Source organism: Gordonia effusa NBRC 100432 (genome assembly GCF_000241305.1).
GTDB classification, from domain to species: domain Bacteria; phylum Actinomycetota; class Actinomycetes; order Mycobacteriales; family Mycobacteriaceae; genus Gordonia; species Gordonia effusa.
The window spans coordinates 17,161-43,380 of record NZ_BAEH01000018.1 but is presented as its reverse complement, the minus strand read 5'-3'; the positions used below and the strand labels follow the sequence as shown (position 1 = coordinate 43,380).

21 protein-coding genes are annotated in these 26,220 nt (G+C 62.0%); 10 read left to right on the top strand and 11 right to left on the bottom strand.

Annotation, left to right across the window (positions count from 1 at the left end; genetic code table 11):
- Positions 1-63 precede the first annotated feature (63 nt).
- From GOEFS_RS02715 to GOEFS_RS02700, 4 genes are all read right to left on the bottom strand, one after another.
- Entirely contained in the window at positions 64-2,028 is a 1,965-nt protein-coding gene (locus GOEFS_RS02715; RefSeq protein WP_007316341.1) for a DUF2339 domain-containing protein, read from the bottom strand.
- Positions 2,029-2,116: 88 nt separating this feature from the next.
- The gene (locus GOEFS_RS02710; protein ID WP_083837215.1) at positions 2,117-2,749 is read right to left on the bottom strand and encodes a response regulator; all 633 of its coding nucleotides are present in this window, start codon (positions 2,747-2,749) and stop codon (positions 2,117-2,119) included.
- Between the two features lie 32 nt (positions 2,750-2,781).
- Positions 2,782-3,990: a MacS family sensor histidine kinase gene (gene macS, locus GOEFS_RS02705; protein WP_007316339.1), complete on the bottom strand. Its 1,209-nt coding sequence runs from the start codon at positions 3,988-3,990 to the stop codon at positions 2,782-2,784.
- Positions 3,987-5,273 carry an AI-2E family transporter gene (locus tag GOEFS_RS02700; RefSeq protein WP_245549753.1) on the bottom strand — a complete coding sequence of 429 codons (1,287 nt, stop codon included), beginning with the start codon at positions 5,271-5,273 and terminating at the stop codon, positions 3,987-3,989. Before GOEFS_RS02700 ends, macS begins: the two co-directional genes overlap by 4 nt.
- Positions 5,274-5,380: 107 nt before the next feature.
- Here GOEFS_RS02700 and GOEFS_RS02695 point away from each other — a divergent pair, with 107 nt between their 5' ends.
- Together GOEFS_RS02695 and GOEFS_RS02690 are read left to right on the top strand one after the other, a co-directional pair.
- On the top strand, positions 5,381-6,505 hold the full coding sequence (locus GOEFS_RS02695; protein WP_245549752.1) for a lysylphosphatidylglycerol synthase transmembrane domain-containing protein: 1,125 nt from the start codon (positions 5,381-5,383) through the stop codon (positions 6,503-6,505).
- 188 nt (positions 6,506-6,693) lie between these two features.
- A complete protein-coding gene (locus GOEFS_RS02690; protein ID WP_007316336.1) occupies positions 6,694-7,146 on the top strand; it encodes a DUF3054 domain-containing protein in 453 nt (150 codons plus the stop codon).
- Here the strand turns inward: GOEFS_RS02690 and GOEFS_RS02685 are convergent.
- Positions 7,139-8,767: an NTF2-like N-terminal transpeptidase domain-containing protein gene (locus GOEFS_RS02685; protein WP_040524370.1), complete on the bottom strand. Its 1,629-nt coding sequence runs from the start codon at positions 8,765-8,767 to the stop codon at positions 7,139-7,141. The two genes, GOEFS_RS02690 and GOEFS_RS02685, sit on opposite strands and share 8 nt — an antisense overlap.
- Before the next feature lie 192 nt (positions 8,768-8,959).
- On the opposite strand from GOEFS_RS02685, the gene GOEFS_RS02680 reads away from it, so the two are divergent.
- The 4 genes from GOEFS_RS02680 to GOEFS_RS02665 all read left to right on the top strand — a co-directional run bounded on the left by GOEFS_RS02680 (position 8,960) and on the right by GOEFS_RS02665 (position 13,339).
- Complete coding sequence (locus tag GOEFS_RS02680) at positions 8,960-9,700, top strand: pirin family protein (RefSeq protein ID WP_007316334.1); 741 nt, start codon at positions 8,960-8,962, stop codon at positions 9,698-9,700.
- A 55-nt stretch (positions 9,701-9,755) separates the two neighbouring features.
- Positions 9,756-11,753: a M13 family metallopeptidase gene (locus GOEFS_RS02675; protein WP_007316333.1), complete on the top strand. Its 1,998-nt coding sequence runs from the start codon at positions 9,756-9,758 to the stop codon at positions 11,751-11,753.
- Positions 11,750-12,277, top strand: coding sequence for a potassium channel family protein (locus GOEFS_RS02670; protein WP_007316332.1), 528 nt, complete (start codon positions 11,750-11,752; stop codon positions 12,275-12,277). The genes GOEFS_RS02675 and GOEFS_RS02670 overlap by 4 nt, the downstream gene beginning before the upstream one ends.
- Positions 12,278-12,373: 96 nt before the next feature.
- Positions 12,374-13,339, top strand: a complete 966-nt coding sequence (locus GOEFS_RS02665) for a R2-like ligand-binding oxidase (RefSeq protein WP_007316331.1) — start codon at positions 12,374-12,376, stop codon at positions 13,337-13,339.
- Here GOEFS_RS02665 and GOEFS_RS02660 read toward each other — a convergent pair whose 3' ends face one another.
- Positions 13,340-13,837, bottom strand: a complete 498-nt coding sequence (locus tag GOEFS_RS02660) for a YfbM family protein (protein ID WP_007316330.1) — start codon at positions 13,835-13,837, stop codon at positions 13,340-13,342.
- 106 nt (positions 13,838-13,943) lie between these two features.
- Between GOEFS_RS02660 and GOEFS_RS02655 the strand changes: the two genes are divergently transcribed.
- From GOEFS_RS02655 to car, 3 genes are all read left to right on the top strand, one after another.
- A complete protein-coding gene (locus GOEFS_RS02655) occupies positions 13,944-14,801 on the top strand; it encodes an alpha/beta fold hydrolase (RefSeq protein WP_007316329.1) in 858 nt (285 codons plus the stop codon).
- 66 nt (positions 14,802-14,867) lie between these two features.
- Positions 14,868-15,413 carry a hypothetical protein gene (locus tag GOEFS_RS02650; protein ID WP_138917856.1) on the top strand — a complete coding sequence of 182 codons (546 nt, stop codon included), beginning with the start codon at positions 14,868-14,870 and terminating at the stop codon, positions 15,411-15,413.
- Positions 15,414-15,610: 197 nt separating this feature from the next.
- Entirely contained in the window at positions 15,611-18,997 is a 3,387-nt protein-coding gene (gene car, locus GOEFS_RS02645) for a carboxylic acid reductase (RefSeq protein WP_007316327.1), read from the top strand.
- 7 nt (positions 18,998-19,004) lie between these two features.
- On the opposite strand, the gene GOEFS_RS02640 is transcribed toward car, so the two are convergent.
- From GOEFS_RS02640 to GOEFS_RS02625, 4 genes are read right to left on the bottom strand one after another with little or no spacing between them, the layout of a single operon-like run.
- Positions 19,005-20,225 (bottom strand): NADH:flavin oxidoreductase/NADH oxidase family protein, encoded by a 1,221-nt coding sequence (locus GOEFS_RS02640; protein ID WP_007316326.1) that lies wholly within the window; start codon positions 20,223-20,225, stop codon positions 19,005-19,007.
- Between the two features lies 1 nt (position 20,226).
- Entirely contained in the window at positions 20,227-20,979 is a 753-nt protein-coding gene (locus GOEFS_RS02635) for an acetoacetate decarboxylase family protein (protein ID WP_007316325.1), read from the bottom strand.
- Entirely contained in the window at positions 20,976-21,776 is an 801-nt protein-coding gene (locus GOEFS_RS02630) for an SDR family NAD(P)-dependent oxidoreductase (protein ID WP_007316324.1), read from the bottom strand. The genes GOEFS_RS02635 and GOEFS_RS02630 overlap by 4 nt, the downstream gene beginning before the upstream one ends.
- A complete protein-coding gene (locus GOEFS_RS02625; RefSeq protein ID WP_040524347.1) occupies positions 21,773-23,098 on the bottom strand; it encodes a flavin-containing monooxygenase in 1,326 nt (441 codons plus the stop codon). Before GOEFS_RS02625 ends, GOEFS_RS02630 begins: the two co-directional genes overlap by 4 nt.
- A 93-nt stretch (positions 23,099-23,191) precedes the next feature.
- Here GOEFS_RS02625 and GOEFS_RS02620 point away from each other — a divergent pair, with 93 nt between their 5' ends.
- Complete coding sequence (locus GOEFS_RS02620) at positions 23,192-23,842, top strand: TetR/AcrR family transcriptional regulator (protein WP_211600638.1); 651 nt, start codon at positions 23,192-23,194, stop codon at positions 23,840-23,842.
- A gap of 176 nt (positions 23,843-24,018) precedes the next feature.
- Here the strand turns inward: GOEFS_RS02620 and GOEFS_RS02615 are convergent, their stop codons facing one another.
- Complete coding sequence (locus tag GOEFS_RS02615) at positions 24,019-26,190, bottom strand: glutamine synthetase III family protein (protein ID WP_007316321.1); 2,172 nt, start codon at positions 26,188-26,190, stop codon at positions 24,019-24,021.
- Positions 26,191-26,220: the final 30 nt, after the last annotated feature.

The following is a 26,220-nucleotide window of genomic DNA, read 5'->3' as shown; positions in this document are numbered from 1 at the left end:
TTCGTCCGAATAGTTACTCACCGAGGGCATACTGCCCTCGGTGAGCACTTATTCGGACGATTTTCACGGCGTGGCGGCTTTGTTGTCGAGTAGCCGGGCGTAGCCGGCGCCGAGTGCCAGTAGCACCAGACCGACGACAATGAATGCGGCTACTCGGAACAGACCGTTGAGCGTGGCCAGGTCGAACAGGAACAGTTTGCCCACGGCACCCGCGGTTAGTGCGAGCCCGGCGCTCACCAATAGGGTTCGGTTGACGCCACGCACTCGCGTCGCATAGCCGAGGATCCCGGCGGCCACCGCAATCCAGCCGATCGTGGCTGCCATATGTCCGCCGAGGAATCCACCGTCGGGGCCCGCGATCAGAACCCCGGTCACCACTGCGACCTGAGTGAATTCGTAGACGGCGATGACGCCGGCAATCGTCCACCGCACCCGATCGTTGTCGCCGATTGTCCGGCCGTCGGCCCGCTGATACGACGCCGCTAGCGCAACCACCGCACCGGCCGCGAGCAGACTCGCGACGATTCCCGAGATACCTTCCCCCGCAGTCAGATTCGGCGCCGACGCTAGGTTCCACGGTGGGCAGAGCACCAGCAAGGCCATACCGCCGAGGACGGCTAGGCAGGTCGCGATAATGCGCATCATCGCGGCGAAGGCAGCGTCGATGCCGGCACGTGTGGTCGTCGACGCTGCCGCCAGACCAAGGGCAACTGCCAGTAGTACCGGCACTACGACCGTTTGATCGAAGGTCATCGGCAGAGCGATCGTCGCTGCCAGCGCGGCGGTCGAGAACCATGCGATTCGTACGCCTACTGTCACACCGGCGATACGACGACCGCCAGCACCAAGCGCCACTAAGATCACCGCGTAAGCCGCGATCACCGCGGCACAGATTCGCGGGTCGACGACGGCGGCTGCCACAGCGAGTGGAATCGCGCCGGTACCGCTGATCGCAACGAGAACAACACGATGAGTGGTGGGACGCAACACAATCAGCGCCGAACCCACCGCGAGCAAAGCGTTGACCACCGTGCAACCGATCAACAGAGCCGCATCATCGCCGGCAAGCTGACCAGACGCCGCAAGACAGCCAACGGTGAGAGGCACCGTCGATGCGGCGGTACGTGCCGCGTAATACCCGATCCAATCCTTACCGATCGGCACCCACAATGCGGCGGCCGACAGAACCAGCATGAACGCGATCAACGTGAAGTCGAATCCGCGAGTGATGACCGGGCCCAGAAACACCAGCGGCACGATCACCAACACACCGATCCATTCACTATCCCACCACCGCGAAAGCGCAAGTCCCGCAACGGCTATCAGTCCGGCAACGATCAGCGCAGCCGCCGACGGCAGCCAGTGGTAGATGGTGCTGGTCGCCATCGCATCGAGATACGCGGCGCCGATACCCGTTGCGGCCAAGGCGATTCCACCGACGCGCCCATCGGGGCGGCGGAACACAAACAGCCCCGCGGCCAATAGAGCCACCGCGAGCAGCGCACCACCGGCAACCCGGAGCTCCGGCCGCAACAGACCGGCCTGAGCAGCGAGCACAAGTAGCAGTACCACGCCGATGAGCGTGATCCCGACGCCGACCGCGGCAAGCACTCGGCCGATGATCTGCGACGTAGGCCGCCGGGGCGGACGCGCCGGACTCGGTGGAGCCTTCGGATACGGCGCAACGGATGGATACGGTGCCACCAATGGATTCGGGGGAGATGTTGGATACATGGGCGGGAACGGCTGGCGGGCGCCTCGCGGATCGACGCCGTAGGGCGGGCCACCGGGCACTGGCTGCGCGTTACCGGCCGGGGCGTAACCCGGTGGAATCTGCGCTGGCGCTGGCGTTTCCGCCGGCACAGTAGGTGCGCCTACGGCAGCGGATGGCTCCGACAGCCATCGCCGGACCTGCGCGAGGTCATTGGATATCGCGGAGGCCCGGCGGGAGAGGTCGGCGCAATCGGCGGTCAGCCGAGCAAGGGTCACCAGCGTCGGTGGCAACTGTGCGGGATCTGGGGCATTCATTGCTCCACGGTCGCATGACCGGATTCGTCCGCGAGTGCGTAACTCTACCTATATCCGCTGGGTAATTACCGAAATGACCTGCGGAAACTCATTCCTCGTCGAGGCCGTGTTCGATCGCGTAGCGAGTCAACTCCACGCGGTTGCCGAGTTGCAGCTTCCGCAGCGTCGCCTGCACGTGATTCTCCACGGTGCGATGACTGAGGGTGAGTTTGGTCGCGATCTGTTTGGAGCTGAGCCCCTTGGCGACGTACCGTAGGACCTCGGTTTCGCGTGCGGTCAACGCGGGAACATGTGGACCGGCATCCGGCGCCGCGGCGATCCGCCGATACTCACCGAGGATCAACCCGGCCAGCCCCGGAGTGAACACCGCCTGCCCAGCGGCGGTGGCCCGAACCGCATCGACCAACTCCGCCCTCGACGACGACTTCACCAGATAGCCGATCGCACCGGCTTTCACCGCCTCCAGTACATCGTCGCGTTCATCGGACGCCGATAGCACCAGGATGCGCGAATTCGGTGATACCGCAATAACTTCCGCAGTTGCCTGCGCCCCGGTCCCATCGGGAAGCTGCATATCCATCAGCACCACGTCCGGAGTGACCGCGCGTGCTCGGCGTGCCGCCGCTGCAACGCCGTCGGCGGTGGCGACCACCTCGAAGCCCTCGTCAGCGAGGTCTCGCGCCACGCCTTCCCGCCACATCGGATGGTCGTCGACGACCATGATCCGCAAAGTCGATCCTGCGTCTTCGCTCACTACATTCTCCTATCTACCTGCAGTGGGACGGTGAGCTCCCATTCGGTCCCGATTCCCGGTCCAGAGTCGAGAACGGCAGTGCCACCAAGACTTTCGATACGTTTCACAATGGATTGCGCGACGCCCAGTCGGCCCTGACGTTGCGCTTGCGCTAACCGTCCCTCGGGAATGCCGACGCCGTCGTCGCGGATGCTGACGACCACTTGCTCACCTAGGTTCTCCACAAGTACAAAAGCACGAGCCTGCTCGCCCGCGTGTTTGACCACATTGTCGAGCACATTCGTCACGGCCGCATCGATTTCGGCCGCGACCGTCGCGTCGACGATGACCGAGTCGGGCGGTGCACTAACCGAAACCCGTTCGGCCGCATGGGCTCTGATGAGCGCACCCAGGTCGGCCCGATCCGCCGCGACGACCTCGGCCGGCAAGTCGATCTCGGTCGCCGCCAACAGCTGCCGCAGCGTCCGTTCCTGTTCGCTGGCCAACGTGGCCAATTCGGCTGTGCTGCCGCCTATTTCACGTCCTCGCTTGGCGATCAGCGCCAGCACCTGCAAAACACTGTCGTGGACTTCACGAGAAAGTCGCTCGCGTTCTTCGGTCGCGGCAGTCAGTCTCATCGCGACCACCAGCGCGCGATGCGATCGACGAGCGCTGACCGCGGCGAGCCCGACAACTACGCCGACCGCCAGCAAAACGATCAGTGTCGCATTGCGACCGAAGTTGAAGCTCACCGTGCCCTTGACGAAAAGGCTTGTGCCGCCGCTAATCACGGCAAACACCCCACCGGCAACCGGACCCGCCAGGATCGCGGCCGAAATGACCACATTCGTCGCCCACAAGGTCGTGGGCCATGTCTGATTGTTGGTAACCCACTCGTCGCTGGCCACTAGCCAGGTAGACATCAACAGGGCACAGGTGACTACGAGCTCAGTGACAATCCAGTACCAGTTGCGACCGAACCCCACCAGGTAGGCCACGGCGAACAGAACCGACGACGAGACCAGGCCACCGAAGAGTGCCCAGGTAGTCGCCGGGTGCAGCAGGTCGCCGTTGATCGCGATCTGGAATCCAAGCGCGTAGAGCACCGATAGCAGTCGGAACACCTGCGCCGCATTCCACAGCGGGCCAACCGGGTCCGACTCGTCGTCCGCGATACGCCGTCGTCGAGTTTCGACGGCGGACTCGCGCGTTCCGAAAGCCGCATTCACGTTGCCGTGCCGGGATTCTCGCCGAACTCGTCCCACTGCGGTTCGTCGGGCTCGGCGACGTACATACGCTTATCCGACAAAGACTTACCGGTTACCTCGTTCGACTTCTTCTCCGACTTCTCGCCGCTTGATCCAGCTGGGTCGGCATCGGGGTCTTTACCATCCGACCCGCCGTCCGAACGTGAATCGGCATAGAGACTACGGATCGCCGTGTTGAGGAAGGCGATTATCGGAACGGCCAACAGGCCACCAACAATTCCGGCCGAAACCAGGCCGGCCGCGATGGCCAGAACCACGGCCACCGGATGGAGTCGCACCGAGCGACCGAGGAGAAATGGTTGTAGCACATGACTTTCCAGCTGCATCACACCGACGACGATGGCTGCCGAAATGACCGCCGCGATCCATCCCTTGGTGACCAGCGCGACCAGCACCGCCAATGAGCCGGTCACCAATGCCCCGACAATCGGCACGAAAGCGCCGAGGAAGACCAGTGAGGCAAGCGGAAGGGCAAGGGGCACATTAAGAATCGCCAGTCCGGTACCGATGCCGACGGCGTCGACCAGGGCGACAGCTACCGTCGCGCGAACGTAGCCGACGAGCGTCCCGAATCCCGCGACACCGGCCACCCGTACCTTTGTCCTGCTGCCGACGGGGACGGCGCGCGTCATGAACTCCCACATCTGGCCGCCGCCATACAAGAAGAAGATGACGAGAAACAGGGTCAAGAGCGCGCCAGTCACGATCTCCGACGCGGTGGTCGCGGTGGCCAAGGCTCCGCTGGTCACCTTGTCTTGGTTGTTATGCAGGAACTGGGTGAAGTCGTTGCCGACGTTGCCCACCTGCTTGTCCTCGAGCCCCAGCGGACCGTCGATGAGCCATCTCCTGACGTCGTTGACCGTCGAGGTGACCTGATCAACCAGCGCCGGAACACCTTTGATGAACTCTTCCACCACGAAGGTCATCACGGCGGCGAGCGCTCCAATAGCGCCGACAAGAGCCAGCAAGACTGCCAGCGAGCGCGGCAAACCGGCGCGATCCAGGGCATCGACGATCGGCACGAGCATCGCACTGCCCAGAATCGCGAGCGCGACCGGGACAATGACCGTCTCGAAGCGATCGAAGAACATGACCAATACCGCACCGGCCGCGGCGATGACCAGCAGTCGCCAACTCCACTCCGCGGTCGCCCTGACCAGGGGATGAACCTTCGCGCGGTCGATTTCACGCAGACCAGCCAACCCATGTGGCGGTTGCGAAGGCCCAAGTCCGGTGTCTGACACAAAGCCAAGCGTAGCGGTGCGTTCATCGATAAGAATGCCGCGACGCAGTGCGTGTACACCTACTGTGGGGTAATGTTCACGCCCGACCAAACGCTATGGTGAGCACCATGTCTGATTCACCGAGCGCCGCGCGGCGACACCGGCTTTGGTGGCTTCGGTGGATCTTGATCGCCTTGGTCGTGGCCGTTCTCTCAGTCGAGGCCGTCCTCATCTGGCCGAAACTGGAAGACGCGTGGGCGCGTATCGGCGAATTGCAGTGGGGCTGGATCGCCGCCTGCATCGTCGCTTCCCTGCTGTCGATGGACAGTTTCGCGCAGGTACAGCGTGCGCTGCTGCGCTCGGCGGGTGTGGTGGTCAAGCAGTGGAAATCACTCGCGGTGATCCTCGCCGCCAACTCGGTCAGCCAGACTATGCCTGGCGGCCAAGTACTTTCGCCCGCATTCACCTATCGGGAGACCCGAAAGTGGGGCGCTTCACCGGTGGTTGCCTCCTGGCAGGTCGTGATGTCGGGTTTGCTCGCCGGCGTCGGGCTCGCGGTGCTCGGGCTCGGCGGCGCGATCATGGCCGGCGCCAAGACCAGCCCATTCTCGATCATCTTCTCGATCGTCGGCTTCGTCGCGGTGGCGGTGATCATGCAGTACCTCGCCACTCACCCGGAGTCAGTCCAGTCCGGCGGCACGCGGGCGCTCGGATGGGTCAACCAGATTCGGAACAAGCCAGCCGACCACGGCGTCGACAAGTTGCACGAGACCCTTGAGCAGTTGCGCGCGGTGAAACTCAACAAACGCGATGCGTCGATCTCGTTCGGATGGAGTCTGTTCAACTGGGTCGCCGACGTCGCGTGTCTGGCGTTCGCTTGCTGGTCGATCGGTGCACACCCGAGTATTTCGGGCCTGATGGTCGCCTACGCCGCGGGAAAGGCGGTCGGTTCGGCGATTCCGCTTCTGCCCGGCGGTATCGGCGTGGTCGACGCGGTATTGGTGCCCGCGTTGACATCGTCGGGTATGCCCGCGGCTGATGCCATCACCGCAGTGCTCATTTACCGCATGATCAGTTACGTATTCATCGCGGTCATCGGCTGGATCGTCATCCTGATCATGTTCCGCCGAACCATAAAACCCGACACAGCGAGTGACGACCTTGAGGCTGTCGAGAGGGCAATCGACGTCGAATTGGCAGCGGACGATGCACCCCGGCGCAACGGCGACGAGCCACCACCGGCGACAGCCTAGATTTCCGGCCCCCTCACGGGTGTCGGGGGGCATATTGCCCTTCGGCCACACCCACGGGGACGATATTTTTCATTTCTCCATCGCCGTCGCCGAATAGTTGCGCGACCTCTTGTCGACGTCCTCGATATGCCTGTCCCGGCGGACCGGCTGCCCACTCACCACACAAAAGACGCTATTCTGGCGCAACCATGTCCAAAGTCGGAAACGCACCCTCCGCCAACGGGGAGTCGACGCTCCCACTGTTGGCTGCTGCGTTCGCTGACTTAATCGCGGTAACCGTCTTCATGGCAATCGGCCGGGTGAACCATCATCACGGATTCGACCCGCTGAGTTTTCTGCAGTCGTGGTGGCCATTCGCCGTCGGCGCGGCCGCGGGATGGTCAATCTGCTACCTGTACTCGCATGTGCGATCGAGCGAGATGCTCCGTAGCGATTTCCATCCGGAGCGGATGCCCACCGGGATCGTCGTGTGGATTGTGACGGTCGCGGTCGGGATGATGTTGCGCTGGATCCTGCACCAGGGCACCGAGGTCAGCTTCATCATCGTCGCGACCTGCGCCTTGGGCCTGTTCCTGCTCGGCTGGCGGATCGGCCTTCGGCTGGTGCGAGTTCGACAGCGCGGAGCGCTCCCGACTATTTGATGGTGAAGTACTTCTGCGCGACCTGCAGTGCGGCCGTTCCCGACTGCGCACCCTCGGTGTAGATCACGATCACCTTGCGGTCCTGGATTCCGACAAACCACCCCGGCCCCTGCGGACCGTTGGTACCCACCAGCGCCTTAAGGCCCTGCGCTCGCCGCAGGTCGCTCGCATCGCCCGACTTCGCCGTGGTCGCCATCGCTGCCAGAATCTGCTTGCTCAGCACCGGGTCGAGCGCACCGAGTTGTCCGTCTGACACCTTCGTCGGAGTTCCGGAGATCACGTACGGAGCGACCGATGACGGCGAGTTATTCGCACTGCGTGCCATCGCGACGCCGAGAGCGCCCATGTTGAGCATCGAAGCGTTGAAGTCCGACGGCTTGAAATCGATTGTGCCGATGCCGTTGGTTTTCGCCGGTGTGGCGGCTCCCGGAACGGTGAATTTCACTCCGAGTCCGAGTCGGTCGAGCAGCGTTTCGTCGGTGGTCTGTGCCGACGCGATGCGCTGGACAGCGGCGAAGACCTGATTGAGCGTGGTCCCCACCGGGTAGGTTTGATCGAGGTTGATGCCTCGTGCGGCTGCGGCGTCGTTCTGTGCCATGCCGAGGATGCCGCCGGTGTTGGCGTCGAGGGCGAGGATCGTCGCGGGCTGCGCGACTTCGACGGCCGCATCCCCGAGGCTGAGCTGCACCTGCTGGTTGATCGACGTCGGCACGCTCTTGCCCGCCGGTCCCTGTTCACCGGCGAGTTTGGTCGGACGCTGACCGGGCTGCACGAGCTGAACCTGCCAGCCCGACGTCGCGTCCCGAATTGCCTGCCAATAGTTGGTGAGTCCTACTTCCAGCGGCGAGTTGAGACGACGGTCGGCCATCACCAGCATGTCGGTGCGGTTCACCGAGACGCCATTGACCTTCGCCGGATTGCCGGCCAGAACTTCCATATCCGAGTTCCGCAGGGTAACCGCGGTGATCGGCTGCCCCGGATTTTTCGCGACCATGCCGTCGATGACATCGGCGGTGATCAGCGGTGCGATCGGCTTGATCGTACGAACCAGCCCGGCAACCGACGCTTTGAGATTCGTAGTCTTCGACGGGTCCAGGACAATTTGGTTGACCGGCTGCAGAACCATGAAGCTCTTGCCCGAGGCACTGCGCACCGACGGCGCGGGTGTCGCATCGGTCCGGACTTCCCGCAGTTGCGCATCCCTGGTCAACCCGGTGTACAGCAGCGCCGGGTCCCATTGAATCTTCCAGCCCGACGACAATTTGCGCAGGGTACCGGCAGTCTTTGTCTCGAAGGTGCGATCTTTCGCCCACGTGTACCGAGTCGTCAGCGAGAACGACGCCGTACCGTCGCTGTATTCGACCGGCTTGTGTACCGAGATATCGATGCGCTGCGCGTGCATCGCGTTCAATGTGCCGGTCAACAGCTCCGATGCCTGGCCCGGTGCGGTGGTGCTGGCGGCGGCCGCAGAAGCATCCTGGCGCGACAGCGCACCGGCAAAATTATTGACCACACCGGTCACACTCGTAGGCGATTCCTGGGCTCCACATGACGTTATCGCCAGACCACACGCCACCGCCGCGGTCAACGCCAATGGCGCGCGCGTCACCCAGATCTTCATAATCACAATCTTCACTCGTGTCACATCATCTTGTCGACCGAGAACACTCTCGATCTGCTACCAACGTAGTCACAATAGGGTCACATTGCGGTTAGTGAAGTGAGAATTGTGACCTGCGATACCGAAGTGGCCCAAGTGTCGCGGGCCTCGACGGCATTGGATATTCACCGCCCACGCTGGGACAATGCATAGGTGACCTACGCAGTTCAGTACTCCGGTGACCGCGCCACCACGGCGACCAAATGGTTGCGGTCGCGGCACAGTTTTTCCTTCGGCGATCACTACGATCCCGACAACACACACCTCGGCATCCTGCTCGCGGTGAACGAGGAAACCGTGGCGCCCGGACAAGGTTTTGACACCCACCCGCATCGCGAAACCGAAATTCTCACCTGGGTGCTCGACGGTTCACTCGTGCATCAAGATTCGGTCGGACATTCCGGCGTCATCTACCCCGGGCTCGCCCAGCGGATGAGTGCGGGGACCGGCGTCGAACACTCAGAACGCAACGACACCTGGTCGTCGCGACCGGAATCGGGACAGACACCGGTCCGGTTCGTCCAGATGTGGGTCATGCCCGACGATTACGGTCGCGCACCGTCCTACGCACAGTCTGATGTCACCGGAGACCTCACTGACGGTGAACTCATCGCTATCGCCTCGGGGTCGCCCGCGATCGACTCGGCCATCCGCATCGCCAACAAGAACGCGACGATGTACGCCGCACGCCCAACCGAGAAGCAACGGATCATCGTCCCGTCGACCCGGTTCACGATGGCGATGGTTACGCGCGGAAGCGTGAGCTTCGACGGCGCTCGACTGGAAGGCGGCGACGCGATTCGCGGCACCGACCTCGGCGGCGAACCGATCGAGGCGACATCGGACGCCGAGATTCTCATTTGGTCGATGGACCGCGCCCTCGGCGAGTCGTAACTTCGGCGTTCACTACCGGCAAACGAGGCTGACGGATCTCGCCAAGGGTGGAAGGATGGTCGCCGTGACTGCTACTGAATCCGTCTCCGACCACACCCCCGTCTCCGGCATCGACCTCTCATTTGTCGATGACTCCATCCGCATCCAGGACGATCTGTTCAGCCATGTCAACGGCAGATGGCTGGTCAGTCACGTTATCCCCGACGACCGTTCCGTCGACGGCGCTTTTTATGTGCTGCGCGACCGCGCCGAAGAGAACGTCCGCGACATCATCGTCGCCGCTTCACAAGCCAAGGCGGAGAGCGGGACTGACGAATGCAAGATCGGCGACCTGTACGCCTCGTTCATGGACACCTCGCATATTGATGCCCTCGGCATCGGCCCGATCACCGGCGAATTGGAAAAGATCGCCGCGATCGACTCGACGTCAGCGCTTGCCACCCGAATCGGCCGGCTCCAGCGACACGGCGTCGGTGGCCTGCTCGGATTCTATGTCGACACCGACGCCCGTAACTCCGATCGTTACCTGGTCCACGTGACGCAGTCGGGTCTCGGGCTTCCGGACGAGTCCTATTACCGCGAAGAGAAGCACGCGCACACCCTGGAGGCGTACCGGGAGCATGTCGCCGCGGTCTTCACCCTGGCCGGGATCGACGATGCCGCCGATGCCGCGGCGACCGTCATCGATCTGGAGACGGCGATTGCCGCCAGTCATTGGGACGTGGTTCGGCGCCGCGATGCCGAGCTCAGCTACAACCTGATGGACTTCGCCGAATTTAGCACTGCCGCAACCGGATTCGACGTTGACGCGTGGATCGGCGGGCTGGGTACCGCGTCCGAGCCGACATTCGCCGAAGTCGTTGTCGGCCAACCCTCTTTCGTCACCGGTGTCGCCGAACTCATTACCGCGCGCCCGCTGGAAGAGTGGAAGACCTGGTTGACATGGCGACTGCTTCGATCGGCAGCACCCTATTTGTCACAGCCATTCGTGGACGCCAACTTCGCGTTCTACGGCCGCACGCTGACCGGCGCGGAGACGATTCGGGACCGATGGAAACGCGGCGTCGGATTCGTCGAAGACGCGATGGGCTTCGCGGTCGGGAAACTGTATGTCGCACAACATTTTCCGCCGGCCGCGAAGAAGCGTATGGATGAGCTGATCGCGAATCTCATCGAGGCATATCGGCGCAATATCACCGACCTCGAGTGGATGACACCGGCTACCCGCACCAAGGCGCTGGCCAAGCTGGACAAGTTCACCCCAAAGATCGGCTATCCCGCGCACTGGCGTGATTACGACGCGCTGATCGTCGACCGTGGCGATCTGATCGGCAATGTCGCTCGCGCGTCGTCGGTCGAGCAGGATCGCGAGTTGGCGAAGATCGGTCAGCCGGTCGATCACGACGAGTGGTTTATGACGCCGCAGACCGTCAATGCCTACTACAACCCCGGCATGAACGAAATCGTCTTTCCGGCAGCCATTTTGCAGCCGCCGTTCTTCGATCCGGACGCCGACGACGCCGCGAATTACGGTGGAATCGGTGCCGTGATCGGACATGAGATCGGCCATGGATTCGACGATCAGGGCGCTAAGTACGACGGTGACGGCAACCTGGTCGACTGGTGGACCGATGACGACCGCACCGAATTCGGAAAACGCACCCGCGCCCTGATCGAGCAGTACAACACCTTCACGCCGACCGGCCTCGATGACGAGCATAAAGTCAACGGAGAGTTCACCATTGGCGAGAATATCGGCGACCTCGGTGGACTATCCATCGCACTGGTCGCCTATCAATTGGCCGACAACAATCCCCCGGTGATCGACGACCTCACTGGAGTCCAACGGGTATTCTTCAGTTGGGCGCAGATCTGGCGGTCGAAATCCCGCGACGCCGAATCGATTCGGCGCCTATCCATCGATCCGCATTCGCCACCCGAGTTCCGCTGCAATGGTGTGGTGAGCAATGTCGACGCGTTCTACGACGCCTTCGATGTGAGCGATGGCGACAAGCTCTATCTGGCACCGGACCAGCGCGTCCGGATCTGGTGAGCACGTCCCTCCCCTTTTCGCCCGACGGCCCGGCGTCTGGCCGGGCCGTCGCGCTCGCTCTGCTCCGTCCCCTCTTCGGCGGGGCTCTCCTGATCGCGGCGTATTTCGTGTTTCCGCTCGGCCGAACCGAGTCGGGAACCAAATTCTGGCTCAGCGTCGGCATTGTCGGATTAATAGCCATGTGCGCGTGGGAGATTCGTCGCTTTCGCAACTCGTCACATCCGGTAGCCACCGCGGTGGAAATGTTGGTCGGTGTCGGCACCTTCTACGTTGTCGTGTTCTCGACCACCTACTTCCTGATGTCGGAATACGGGCAGCAGACATTCAACGAACGCCTCACCCGTCTGGACGCGCTCTACTTCAGCCTGACTGTGTTCACCACGACCGGTTTCGGCGACGTCGCGCCGGATTCGCAAGCGGCTCGCGCAGTCGTATCGATCCAGATGATCAGCACATTCGTTCTGCTCGGGCTCGGTCTGCGCCTACTCAATGTGATGGTCCGCCGGCGCACCGGGCACGACTAGCAACGACGTCGCGCATTCGCCCACATCCGTCGGCGTCGAGGGTTAGCGTCAAGAGGACAGCCGCAAACACACTATCGGTAACAAGTGGTGAGCCCCATGACCGTAATAGCCCCTAAACCCGTTGGCCGCGAAGGGTTTTCCTCGCTCCGCTCTGGAGGACTGCACTGGGAGTCGTTTCCCCTGCGCCTCTTCACCAAGGGCAATGGGAAGTTCTGGAACCCGTCCGACATCGATTTCAGCCAGGACGCCGTCGACTGGCCGACGCTGAATCCCGAAGAACAGCGGTCCTCGACCTACCTCGTCGCGCAGTTCATCGCCGGCGAAGAGGCGGTTACCGAGGATATTCAACCGTTTATGAAGGCGATGGCCGCCGAAGGACGATTCGGCGACGAGATGTACCTGTCGCAATTCTGCTTCGAAGAGGCCAAGCACACCCAGGTTTTCCGGCTCTGGATGGATGCCGTCGGCTTAGCCGATGACCTGCACCCGTATGTCGCCGACAACCCGTATTACCGCCAGCTGTTCTACGACGAACTGCCTACATCACTCGGCCTACTGGAGTCAGATCCCTCTCCGCTCAACCAGATTCGAGCCAGCGTCACCTATAACCACGTCATCGAGGGCAGCCTCGCGCTAACCGGTTACTACGCGTGGCAGCGGGTGTGTACCAAGCGCGGCATCTTCCCGGGGATGCAAGAGTTGATCAAACGAATCGGCGACGACGAACGCCGTCACATGGCGTGGGGGACGTTCACGTGCCGACGTCACGTCGCCGCCGACGACTCCCTGTGGGCCGCGGTCACCGACCGGATGACCGAGTTGATGCCGATGGCCCTCGGCATGATCGAGTGGGTCAACGATCAGTTCGAGGAGCCGCCGTTCGGCATCGACAACTCCGAGTTCCTGTCCTATGCGGCCGACCGCGCGCAACGTCGACTCGGTGCGATCGAGTCCGCGCGGGGCCGTCCGGTCGCCGAGATCGACATCGACTACTCGCCGGAAACGCTGGAGAACAAATTCGGCGAGGAGGATGTCGCCGCGTTGGCGGGCGGACAGTCGTGATCAGTAAATGCTGACCACTACCGCCTGCCCGGCATCGTGCGCGGCACGGTAGAACCCCTGCAAGCGATGCAGTTCGGTGGTCAGCGTGGTGATTAACTCAGCGGCGTCGTCGGACCAGATATTGGGGTAGACCTTCTTCCGCATGGCCTTGGCGTCGAAGCCCTGCGCGACTTTCTCGTCAGGCGCCGCGTCGAGCGCAACGCGGATCCGACCAACTTGGTCCGCCGGGATGTAGGTGATGAAGTCGGCGTCCTCGTCGTCGTCGAAGAACGCGATCCCGACGATCGCTTCGCTCAACGGGTCACCGTCGACTGGTTCGGAGCCGGGCTTACCGGTAAGGACGAAATGCAGTCCGTCCCAAAACTTGTCGATATCCTCGACGCCGCCACCCTCTTCGGCCAATTCCTCGATGCGTTCGAAGACGTCGGCTCGATCGCCGGCAAGCAACTCGTCGAGTTGCGCGTCCTCCAGCCGCTGGTACTGCGCGATCTGCCCCATCGATCTGCCCCCATCCCATCACTGACTCCTCGTCGACTTACGTTCGACGACAGGCTATCGGACCCCACCACTACCCAATAACTAGAACACGTTCTACTGTGTAGAGGTGGATGTCTCATACGACGCGACCAAACGTGAACTCGTCACCGACCAGGGCGTAATCCGGTACCACGAGGCCGGCTCACCCGACAGTCCGCCGCTGATCCTGCTCCACGGCTCGGGCCCCGGGGTCACCGGCTGGCGTAACTACCGCGGCAACCTCGAATTCTTCGCCCAGACTCATCACTGCTACGCGATCGAGTTCCCCGGTTTCGGCGTAAGCGACGCCGTCGAAGGCCATCCGGTCCTGACCGCCGGAGCGTCGGTCATCCGGTTCATGGATGCGTTGACGATCGACTCGGCCGCGATGGTCGGCAACTCGATGGGCGGCGTCGTCGGCATCAATCTGGCGATCAAACATCCCGACCGCGTCACGAAACTCGTGACGATCGGCGGCGTCGGGCCAAACCTGTACAGCCCCAGCCCATCCGAAGGATTGCGCCTGCTCCAGGAGTTCACCGACGCACCCGACCGGGACAAGTTGATCCGCTGGCTCAACTCGATGGTCTTCGATCGCAAGCTGGTCACCGACGAGTTGATCGAAGAACGATGGGCCGCCGCGATCAATCCCGACGCACAGAAGACCGCCCAAATGATGTATGGCTCAGCGGCTTTCGCGATGCAGCAGAAGTTCCTAGCGAACTCCGACAACCCGCCGTACTGGTCGATGATGCACAAGGTGACATGTCCAACCCTGCTCACCTGGGGACTGGACGATCGGGTGAGCCCGCCGGATATGTCGCTGGCTCCGCTGCGCTTGATTCGCAACGCCGAGCTTCACGTGTTCCCCAACTGCGGACACTGGGTGATGATCGAGGCGAAGGATGCCTTCGAGTCGACGGTTGGGGCGTTTTTGAGTCGCTGACGGGGAACCACGCGACGCGACTTCTGCCTGCGCATCCACTCCCCTGGGCGCAACTACGCTGGCTGGATGGACCCACTGCCGCCACCTGGCGCACCCACCCCAAGACAGTGGCTCGGACCGCTCATCTTCGTAGTGTTTTGCGCTCTACCGCTGATGGCAATGTTGGTCGTCGCGTCCGCAACGGCCGACTCCACCGCCAACCTTCATCCGTTCATCGCACTACCCGTATTCCTCCCGCTGCTCGCCGTGTGGATAGCAGGCTCGGCAGCGGCCTGGTGCTGGGGCGCCCGTCGCCTACAACTAGTCAGTATCGCAATGATTGTTCTGGCCGCGACTCTCATGGTTGTCCCGAGTACCCGCGACTTCCGAACATCGATATCGGCGTCCGCATTCGATGCGGCGGCTCGGGAATGCCGGGAAACGACCTCCGCGCATTTCGTTGGCGTCGTGTGGGTGATCTCAGTGCGACGTGACGACGCTGGGTGTCTGTTCACCACCGGCGGGATGATCGACGCCGTCGGAGTGGCCCATTTCGACTCACGGCCCAGCGACGGCTTTCGATTCACTTACCGGCACGCGACCGGCGATCTGTATTGGTTTCACGAGGAGTGATTCTCGGCCATATTGGCCCTCCCTCAATTCCGTTGCCGCCGCACATATTTCACCCGCTTCGCCCGCTTAGCACCATCTGCTCACAACCGCACGTACTAGTGAGATCTTTCACCCCCGTCTTCCGATAGCGCATGCGAGGAGTACGTTACAACTACATATTTAGCAACACGAACTATGCATGTTGAGGGAGATGACCCATGTCTGACCAGCCCAACGCGCTTCCGTCTGCCATCGAGCCGCTGAACCCCGATCCTCAAGCGACAGAGCAGATCTCGCACTGTGCGACGATTGCCGAACTTGTCCGGGTTCTCGCCGAGAGCTACGGTGATCGCCCCGCGCTGGGTTGGCGAAACAATAGTGATCCCTCGTCCTGGCATTCGATGACTTACCGAGATCTCGCTGAGCGGGCGGATTCCATGGCGCGACTTCTCCATTCGACACTTGGCGTCGCCGAGAACGACCGGGTGGCGACGGTGGGCTTCACTAGCGCGGAGTACACCATCGCCTCGCTTGCCGTCGGCACGCTCGGCGCGATGGAGGTACCACTGCAAAACGCCGGGTCCGTCGACGTCTGGGCCGCAATCCTCACCGAAACCGACTGTGTGAGCGCGGTTGTCGCGGCCGATCAACTGCCTTCGATCGCTCGGCTGGCCGAATCGGGCACCTACACCGGCCTGCGACATGTGCTGGTCTTCGACATCGGCTCGCGCGACGGAACCACGCTCGATGACGCGGCACGACGACTGGTCGCTGCGGGCACCCAGGTGCATCTCCGCCAGCCCGGCGCCGAGCCGACGACACCGCCGGCTCCACTGCCCCAGATCACGGCCAACCCCGACCGCGTCGCCCTCCTCATCTACACCTCCGGTAGCACCGGAGCCCCCAAAGGCGCCATGTACACCGAAACCGCGGTGACCCGGTTATTCCAATCGGGACTCAGCGGCTTGGGGCGCGCCACCGACGGTCACGGCTGGATCACCCTGAACTTCATGCCGATGAGCCACGTGATGGGACGCAGCACTCTGTGGCAAACCCTGGGAAATGGTGGCACCGCGTACTTCACCCCGCGCGCCGACCTCGCCGAGTTGCTCACCGACCTCGCAGCGGTCCAGCCGACCGACCTGCAATTCGTACCGCGCATCTGGGACATGCTGTACCAGGAGTACGTCCGCCTCACCGATCAGGACGTCAGTGAACAAGACGCCCTCACCCGTATGCGCGAACACTATTTCGGTACCCGGACTGCCACCGCCATCACCGGTTCCGCACCGATCTCCGATGAGGTTCGGCGTTTCGTCGAAGCGATGCTGCCGGTTCCACTCATCGAAGGCTATGGAAGTACCGAGGCCGCCGGCGTCTCCATCGACGGCCGCATCCAGCGACCGCCGGTGGTGGATTACAAGCTTCTCGACGTTCCTGAACTCGGCTACCTGAGCACCGATCGGCCGCACCCGCGCGGCGAACTGCTCGTCAAGACCGACCATATCTTCGCGGGGTACTACAACCGTCCCGACCTCACCTCATCGGTCTTCGACGACCAGGGCTACTACCGGACGGGCGACATCGTCGCCGAGACCGGCCCAGACCAAATCGAGTATGTCGACCGCCGGAACAACGTGATGAAGCTTTCGCAGGGTGAGTTCGTCGCGATCGCCCACATCGAGGCGGTACTGACCACCCCGCCGATCCAGCAACTGTACGTCTACGGCAACAGCGCGCGGCCCTATCTGCTCGCGGTCGTCGTGCCCACCCCCGAGTTACGCGAACGACACGCCGACGACAACGAGCTGCGACGAGAAGTACTGACGGCACTGCGCTCTCATGGCGAACGTAATGGCCTTGCGGCCGTAGAGATTCCGCGCGATGTGATTGTCGAACGCACGCCGTTCAGCCTGGAGAACGGTCTTCTTACCGGCATCCGAAAACTCGCGCGCCCACAACTCAAAGAGCGCTACGGCGCTCGGCTGGAGGCCCTCTACGCCGAGCTGGCCGATAGCCGTATCACCAGGCTGCGCGACGTCAAAGCCGTTGCCGCACAACGCTCAACGGTGACAACGGTCATCGACGTGGTCACAGCGATACTCGACCTCGCCGACGGGGAGGTCACGGCCGCGGCACATTTCACCGACCTCGGCGGAGATTCCCTCACCGCCGTCACGGTCGGGAACGAACTCCGCGACATCTTCGACGCCGAAGTACCGGTCGGCGTCTTGACCAGCCCGTCATCGACGCTGGCCGACATAGCCGAACATATCGACGGGCGACACAGCGAGGCCCGGCCAACCGCGGAATCGGTCCACGGCACCGGAACCACCCTTCGGGCAGCGGACCTCACTCTCGACAAATTCCTCGACGAGGAGACCTTGCGCGCTGCGTCCGACGTGACGTCGGCTGCGACCGACGTACGGACCGTATTCATCACCGGCGCAACCGGATTCCTCGGTCGCTATCTGACACTCGACTGGTTGCGTCGGATGGCAAAAGTCGGCGGCACGGTGATCTGCCTCGTTCGAGGTGCGGACGATGATGCCGCCCGGGCGCGCCTAGACGCGGCATTCGACTCCAGCGATCTATGGTCGGAGTACCAGCGACTGGCCAAAGACCACCTTCGGGTTCTCGCCGGCGACAAGGACTCGGATCACCTCGCGCTCACCCCAGACGTATGGGATGAATTGGCAAAGTCCGTCGACCTCATCATCGATCCCGCGGCGCTGGTCAACCATGTGTTGCCATATCGAGAACTATTCGGACCCAACGTATCTGGCACTGCTGAGCTGATCAGACTCGCGGTGACGACCACCCGTAAGCCATACGTGTATATCTCAACGGTCGGTGTAGGCGACCAGGTCGCGCCGGGATCTTTCACCGAGGACCCCGACATCCGCGAGATGAGCTCGGTACGCGAGATTAACGACACTTACGCCAACGGATATGGCAACAGCAAATGGGCCGGCGAAGTATTGCTCGCGCAGGCGCACGAACGATTTGAGTTACCGGTCAGCGTCTTTCGCTGCGACATGATCGTCGCCGATGATCACACCATCGGGCAGCTGAACCTACCTGACATGTTCACGCGGCTACTGATGAGCGTGCTCGCCACCGGCTTGGCACCTCGCTCTTTCTATCAACTCGCCACCGACGGATCGGCACAGGAGGCCCACTTCGATGCTCTGCCGGTCGATTTCCTCGCCGAAGCGATCAACACCCTGTGGGTTAAGGACGGAGCCCGCACCTTCAACGCGATGAACCCGCACGCCGACGGCATCGGATTCGATCAGTACATTCGCTGGCTGATCGACAGCGGCGAGCAGATCAGCCTTGTAGACAACTATGACGATTGGTATCGGCGATTCGGTGCGGCCCTCGCCGATCTGCCGGAAAAGCAGCGACGCGGATCGTTGATTCCGTTGCTGCACAACTATGTTCACCCGATGACGCCGCACAATCGCGGTATGGCGTCGGCGGACCGATTCCACGACGCGGTCCGAACCGCTGGCGTCGGGCAGTCGTCCGACATCCCGCATATCACGCCACAGATCATCGAGAACTACGCCCGCAGCCTCCGCGGTCTCGGGGTGATCTGAGGTGACGTCACCGCGGAATAGTCACCTGTTTCGCCGCTGCCACTGATACTCGGCCGATAGCCCGGCTGATAGTGCGGAGGCCGGGCTTTCGCTGCGGCGTCTTGCCGGCTGCGATTCGGTGCAGTTGATCGTTATGCCAAGCCAATTCGAGGTAGCCGTCGGCCGGGCGATAGCCCATGCGGGGCGCACCCTTCGGTAGATCAGGAATGTGACCTGAAATGATGGCGCGCGGATAGGTCGGAGCGAAGGTCAGCGGGCGGCCGATCCCGACGACATCGACCGTGCCACTGCCGATGAGAGACTCCATCGTCCGCGGCGATCGCAATCCACCGGTGAGCATCAGCGGAATACCGGATACGTCCCGAATCCGCCGGGCGAAGTCGGCGAAATAGCCTTCGCCAGTATCAGATTGACCGGTGGCGACGCCAGTCATCGCGGGCTGTTCGTAGCCTCCGCCACTGATCTCAAGGAGGTCGACTCCCGCGTCATCGAGCGCCAGTGCGACATTGCGGGCCTGCTCGTCGCTGAACCCACCATGGACGAAGTCATTCGAATTCAGTTTGACGGACACTGGAATTCTTGGCCCGACGGTGTCTCGAACGGCGGCAACAATATCGAGAAGGAGTTTCCTGCGACCGGCTTCGGTTCCGCCCCATTCGTCGGCACGGGAATTGGCGAGCGGTGAAAGGAACTGGGACAGCAAATAGCCATGTGCCGCATGGATTTGCACGCCATCGAAGCCGCCGGCGACCGCGAGTTGTGCCGTTCGGGCAAACTTGGCGACCAGCAGTTCGATGTCGGCATGACTGAGTTCCCGCGGCTTGCGAATGTTGTAGCCGGGAACTGAACTTCGTCGCGCCGACGGCGCCACCGGTCGGCGGTTGAAGGGCGAAACGGCAACCTTGCCAGGATGATTGATCTGGGCCCAGATCAAAGTATCAGTCTCATGGGCCGCACCGGTCCAGGCGCGTATCGAATCCAGATCGCGTGCGTCGTCAAGGATCACATTGCCCGGTTCGGTCAATGCGTCGCGGTCGACCATGATGTTGCCCGACAGGAGTAGACCCGCTCCACTTCGAGCCCACACCGCGTAGAGCCTGCGCAATTCGTCGGTAGCGGTGCCGTCGCGGTTGGCGAGTTGCTCACTCATCGCCGCCTTCGCGATGCGGTTCGGGAGAATCTGCCCACAAGACAGCGTAAATGGTTGAGCAAGAACGGATTCGGTCATCTCAAAGCACTCTCGGTCGCAGGCGGGTAAGGGAGAACAATGGCGTCAACGGACGGATTGGTACGGGCGGAATTCCCGCCGACAAGTCGACGCGGTGCAGGCGCGCTTCAACGACGTCGCGCAGCCCCATCAGATGGATGGGGTCTCGCTCCGATCCGCCGATCCTGAACTCATCGAGGTCGACTCGTCGTGTCTCGATCGGATGCTCGCCCGGCGTGAAGCCGATAATTCTCGGTAAGGCGAGGCCCAGGGTGCCGATGACATTCCGATGCGGCCTGCCAAGGATGGGCGGTGCATCCGAAATCGTCTCGCCGAGAACACCTTTCATCGAAATCAGCTGTTCACCGCGGCGAGTCGCAGAAGCCGCGATCGCTGAACCATCCAAGTCCCAGTCGATCCGCCCCAGCTTCTTCGGGTAACCGAGTAGTTCTCGGCCGAGGATCAGTGGCACGTCATCGTCCAGGATCATCCACGGGCAATGAATTCCAGTGCCGCGAATTGTCTTGATATGAACAAAGATTCCAGCTTCGTGATACACCGATCCATAGGTGCACTCGGGAAACCACGCAGTAAACACCTCGGCGCGACCAGGCGTGGCCGGACGAATACCCGGCGGCAGCCAGCGACGCATCGCCGCGACGTCGACGTCGACGGTGGCGCTGAAATAGTGGGCGTCGCGGTAGAGCAGGCCGCGTGGGGGTGCCAGGCGCAGCGCCTGTCGGATGCTGCCCCGAAGGCCATAGTCATCGGTCATCGCATGTCTCCGTATACTTTTCGAAGAATTGGGCTGAGGATCGAACGCGGGGTGAGCTTTCCGCCGACGTCTTGAATCTTGGCGACAGTCCCGGGAACTACTCGACGCCGCCCGGCCATGATTCCCCTAATCGCCTGTTCGGCAACATGGTCGGCGGTGACCCACGCGAAGCCAGGCAGATGGGCTTCGATCGCGCCGAGCTCGGCGACCGCCCCGAATTCGGTGCGCACCGGACCTGGTGCCAAGAGGGTGCAGGTTACCCCGGAGCCGGCGAGCTCAGCGTGCAACGACTCCGACAGGGTATTGGCGAAGGCCTTCGCCGCCGCATAAGTCGCGTTGTTCGGACCGGGCTGATTGCCGGCCGTCGACCCGGTGATGAGGATCGCTCCTGACCCCCGCGTGATCAGGCGCGGCAGTAACGCGAGGACAAAATCATGTACCGCAACGACATTCAGTTCAACTTGTTCTCTTTCCCGTGCCGCGCTCAGCTGGTTGATACGACCGTATGTCGCGAACCCCGCGTTCAGGCAGATGACACTTATGTCGGTCGACACGAGACGTTTGAGAAGCTCGTCCCGCGCTACCGGATCGGCAAGGTCACATGCGAGCACATCGACCTCCACGAGATATTGGGTCCGCAGTCGATCCGCCAGCGTCACCAATCGGTCTTCACGTCGTGCGACGACAATCAGGCAGTAGCCGCGCTTGGCGAACGATTCGGCAAGGGCCGCACCGATTCCGCTTGATGCTCCGGTGATCAGAACACGTGATTGGGGGGTGGAGGGTGGCAGGTTCATATCGATGCTGACTCCTGTGTGGTGGATATGGAAACCGATCGAGGTTTAACGATGGTTCGCGCGATGAGAATCCGCAGCGCCCGTCTGAGGATCTTGATGCGGCCGAGAATTTCCGCCGATCCCGCGAGCATCGACGATCTGGCCTTGACCCAACGGGCTACGACATCTGATAGCGGCTCGTCGAAGTAGCCTTGGGCTGCAACGGCTTCGGCGAGGAATGCCGATCCCTCGGAGATGATTCGGCCCGCACCTGATCGCGGCGCGACCAATCCCCAGAGATAGATATTGGCGTAGCGCGGTACCAGAACATGCTCCACCAGCAATGGATTGTCGTTGTCCCACACGAACATTGACTCGTCCAGCATGGGAAAGCGGGTTCGAAATCCGGTCGCCCAGACCACGGTGTCGTAGTCATCCGACGAGCCATCGGTGAAGTGCACGCGGGTGCCGTCGAACCGATTGATCTCGGGTCGCGGCCGCACCTTCCCATGCTGGAGCGCGTACATCAGTGAACTGTTGACCGTGACATCGCGCGTGAACAGTTTGTGGTCTGGGCGCTGCAAACCGTATTTGCGGTAGTCTCCGTAGCTCAGCCGGAGAAGTTGTTTGAAGACCATCCGCTGCAGCGGCAGTGGGCACCACACGCGGTCATACTCCGACGATGGGATGCCGAATATGGTCTTGGGGATGAACCAGTATCCCCGACGCATCGAGATATCCGCCGCGCCATAGGTTGCCGATGCTTCCACGGCGATATCGCTTGCCGAGTTACCGGCTCCGACGACGAGCACCCGGTCGCCCGAACCGAAGTCTTCCGGACGCTTGTAATCCTTGGAATGCAGTTGCCGGCCGGTGAATTCGCCCGGGTAGTCCGGGATATTGCGCTGCCAATAGTGACCGTTGGCGATTGCCACGGCTCGGTAGCAACGTGTCTCACCGGAGGAAAGCTCCACCAGCCATCCGGCTGAGCCATTGTCGTCGACCGGCGAGACACGGGCGACTTCGGTGCCGAACTCGATACTGTCGCCCAGGCCGAAATGCTCGACGTAGGACTCGAGGTAAGAAAGCATCTGCGCCCGGCTGGGGAAGGTCGGATAGTGCTCCGGCATCGGATATTCGGTGTACTGCGTCGATCGCTTGGAGCTGATCAGGTGGGTCGAGTCGTATACGCCGTGCGCCCAGTTGCCGCCGATTCGATCGGTGGCCTCCAGTTGGTCGTAGACGATGCCGGCCCGCTTGAGGGCGTAGGCCAAGCCGTTGCCCGTGTAGCCCGCGCCGATCAGACAGACGCGATCGCTCCGGTCGTCGAATTTCACGGCCATCTCCTCGTACGTCAATAGCTACACTCACTGTAGCTACAGTGGGTGTACTATTTCCCATGAGTGATCACGCTGTCAATACGGAACGGACGAGATGTGACGACAAGCACGTCGGAGGCGAAGCGGCGACCCTACGCCCCGCGAATGGCTCCGGAACAGCGCCGGGAACACCTGCTCGACGCGACCCTGCGGGTTATCGCCAGCCGCGGAGTTGGGAAGGTGTCGATCGACTCGGTCGCCAAAGAAGCCGACGTCACGCGGCCGGTGGTCTACAAGCATTTCGACGATACGAACGCACTGCTGCGTGCTTCCCTAGCGCGCGAAGAACGTCGCGCGAATGAACAGTTTCTCGCGGCCCTTCCACCCGAGCCGTCGAGTATGCCCATCGAAGACCTGATCGGGCGGCTGACCGGAAATCTGCTCCGAACTTTCGAAGATTCACCCGAGCTGTGGCGTGCCGCCCTGGTGTTGGCCGACAGCACCACACCGGAGTTTCGCAAGCGCCTCGAGTACGGGCGCCAGGTCGCCGCCGATCAGCTAACCGCACTACTCACCGATCGTGTCGGCCACGGAGAATTGTCATCAGATGCCGACGTCGAAGTCCTCGCGCATTTTCTACTGTCGATGATCGTCGAGTCGGGTCGACTTCTGCTGTCCTCGCCTGAAAAGTTCACTCGCGCGCGACTCGCCGGATCCGCGAGCCGCGCCATCGGCACCATGTTGGGCGCGGTTGACGCGAGCCTGTAGTTGCTCCGAAGGGGTAGGTGGATCAAATAGAGCACGCCCGCCAGCTCTCTAATTGATCTGATCCCGACTCTGGATCAATTGGAGATGACTTAGCGGCCGCGCACTCCTGGAACTGTCCCCCTGAGCGACGCAGACGCTATATCGCCGCCTGCTCCGCCCACGGGGACAGTTCCAGTTCAGAGAATCGTCAACATCTCGTTGTAGGTCGGCAGCGGCCACAGATCGTCGGCAACGATCGCCTCCAATTTGTCGGCGATATTCCGTACCTCGGCCATCGCGGGCACGAGCACATCGAGCGCGTATTTGGATTCCTCGTATACGTCCTCGCCATGCAGGCCAGCGATTCCGGCGTCGAGTTTGCCCATCGCGGAATACATTTCAGTGATGAGTCCGGTGATCTCGAGAAGCACCGGCGTCTCGACAACGATGTCAGCTGCCTTCAAAGATGCTGCGGTAGAAGCCAGTTCACCTTGATAGCGGAGAGCGGCGGGCAGGATCATCGTCTTGGCGATCTCCGCGGTCTCCTTCGCCTCCACGAGGAGGGTCAGCGCGTAGTACTCGAAGATGACGTCCTCTCGGGCCTTGAGTTCCCGCTCGGACAGCACCGCGTAGCGCCCGAAGATCTCGACGACCTCGGGCGAGGTGAGTTCAGTGACCGCATCGACCGTCGTGCGCAGATTCTTCAGACCGCGCGCGGCCGCTTCGTCTTGCCATTCGGCGGAGTAGCCATTGCCGTTAAAGATAACCGCGCCATGATCATTGATGATGCCCATCAGAACCTGCTGCACGGCGTCGGCGAGTTCGACGCCGTCGGCTAGCTGTTTGTCGAGCGCATCGGAAATGAACTCGAGCGAGTCGGCGAGGATGGTGTTGATGGCCACCATTGGATCGGAGATCGACTGGTTGGAACCCGGTGCGCGATACTCAAACCTGTTGCCGGTGAAGGCAAACGGGCTTGTTCGGTTACGGTCGCCGGGATCGGCCTTCAGCGGCGGCAGCGTGTCGACTCCCAGTTCGATGACACCCGCGGCCTTCGAGCCGGTCGCGCCACCCTTAGCGATCTGATCGAAAACATCCATCAGCTGATCGCCGAGGAAGATCGAAATGATCGCTGGCGGAGCCTCATTCGCGCCGAGACGGTGATCATTCGACGCCGACGCCACGGCGGCGCGCAACAACCCGCCATAGAGATGCACGGCGCGAATGATCGCACCACAGAAGGTCAGGAACTGCATATTCTCGTGCGGGGTATCGCCCGGATTGAGCAGGTTGCCCTGGTTGTTGTTGCCCAACGAGAAGTTGACGTGTTTGCCCGATCCGTTGACGCCCGCGAAAGGCTTCTCGTGCAGCAGACACTTCATGCCGTATTTCTCGGCAACCTTCTTCATGGTCGTCATCATCAGCTGCTGGTGGTCATGCGCGAGTACCGAACGCTCGAATACCGGCGCGAGTTCGAACTGCCCGGGAGCCACCTCATTATGGCGGGTCTTTGACGGTATCCCCTGCTTGAACAGTTCACGGTCGAGTTCAATCATGAACGACAGCACTCGATCTGGGATGGCACCAAAGTAGTGGTCGTCGAATTCCTGCCCCTTCGACGGCGGCGCGCCGAATAGTGTGCGGCTCGACGTCATCAGGTCCGGACGCGCGTAGAAGAAGTGTTCGTCGATCAGGAAGTACTCCTGCTCCGCGCCGGCGTAGGACACCACAGTGTCGACGTCGGTGTGGCCGAACAACTTCAGCAAGCGCATCGCCTGCTTGCTCATCGCCTGTTGGCTACGCAGCAATGGCGTCTTCTTATCCAGCGCCTCACCGGTCCAGGAGATGAAAACCGTTGGGATGCACAGGGTATTGCCGTTGGGATTCTCCATGATGTACGCCGGGCTGGTGACATCCCATCCGGTATAGCCACGTGCTTCAAAGGTGCCACGAAGGCCACCATTGGGGAAACTCGACGCGTCCGGTTCGCCCTGCAACAGAGTCTTTCCGGCGAACTCGGCGAGCGAGGCACCGCTGGAGTCCGGCTCCAGGAAGGAGTCGTGCTTCTCGGCGGTCAGCCCGGTGAGCGGATAGAAGACGTGTGCGTAATGCGTCGCCCCCATCTCCAGCGCCCAATCCTTCATCGCGACCGCGACATAGTCGGCGAGTGCCGCATCCATCTGCGCGCCGGTGTCGATTGTGGCGGCAACCGCCTTGAAGACGTGTTTGGGCAGCCGCTTCTTCATCACCGACAGACTGAAAACATTGCGGCCGAAGGTATCTGCCAAAGGTTCGGGGAATCCGTCGGTCTCGACCCGGTAGGTCGTGACTGCCTCGATAGCCTGACGTCGGGACATACTGCCGCTCATAGGTGCTCCTGAAGACGAGTGTTGCGATCG

Bases quoted from the DNA above. Each gene is read 5' to 3' on its own strand.
- GOEFS_RS02640 (WP_007316326.1), bottom strand. From the start codon at position 20,225: ATGACCGAATCCGTTCTTGCTCAACCATTTACGCTGTCTTGTGGGCAG.
- GOEFS_RS02660 (WP_007316330.1), bottom strand. From the start codon at position 13,837: ATGGGGCAGATCGCGCAGTACCAGCGGCTGGAGGACGCGCAACTCGAC.
- GOEFS_RS02715 (WP_007316341.1), bottom strand. From the start codon at position 2,028: ATGAATGCCCCAGATCCCGCACAGTTGCCACCGACGCTGGTGACCCTT.
- GOEFS_RS02615 (WP_007316321.1), bottom strand. From the start codon at position 26,190: ATGAGCGGCAGTATGTCCCGACGTCAGGCTATCGAGGCAGTCACGACC.
- GOEFS_RS02625 (WP_040524347.1), bottom strand. From the start codon at position 23,098: ATGGCCGTGAAATTCGACGACCGGAGCGATCGCGTCTGTCTGATCGGC.
- GOEFS_RS02665 (WP_007316331.1), top strand. From the start codon at position 12,374: ATGACCGTAATAGCCCCTAAACCCGTTGGCCGCGAAGGGTTTTCCTCG.
- GOEFS_RS02675 (WP_007316333.1), top strand. From the start codon at position 9,756: ATGGTCGCCGTGACTGCTACTGAATCCGTCTCCGACCACACCCCCGTC.
- GOEFS_RS02710 (WP_083837215.1), bottom strand. From the start codon at position 2,749: ATGGTCGTCGACGACCATCCGATGTGGCGGGAAGGCGTGGCGCGAGAC.
- car (WP_007316327.1), top strand. From the start codon at position 15,611: ATGTCTGACCAGCCCAACGCGCTTCCGTCTGCCATCGAGCCGCTGAAC.
- GOEFS_RS02630 (WP_007316324.1), bottom strand. From the start codon at position 21,776: ATGAACCTGCCACCCTCCACCCCCCAATCACGTGTTCTGATCACCGGA.
- GOEFS_RS02635 (WP_007316325.1), bottom strand. From the start codon at position 20,979: ATGACCGATGACTATGGCCTTCGGGGCAGCATCCGACAGGCGCTGCGC.
- GOEFS_RS02690 (WP_007316336.1), top strand. From the start codon at position 6,694: ATGTCCAAAGTCGGAAACGCACCCTCCGCCAACGGGGAGTCGACGCTC.
- GOEFS_RS02685 (WP_040524370.1), bottom strand. From the start codon at position 8,767: ATGAAGATCTGGGTGACGCGCGCGCCATTGGCGTTGACCGCGGCGGTG.
- GOEFS_RS02695 (WP_245549752.1), top strand. From the start codon at position 5,381: ATGTCTGATTCACCGAGCGCCGCGCGGCGACACCGGCTTTGGTGGCTT.
- GOEFS_RS02650 (WP_138917856.1), top strand. From the start codon at position 14,868: ATGGACCCACTGCCGCCACCTGGCGCACCCACCCCAAGACAGTGGCTC.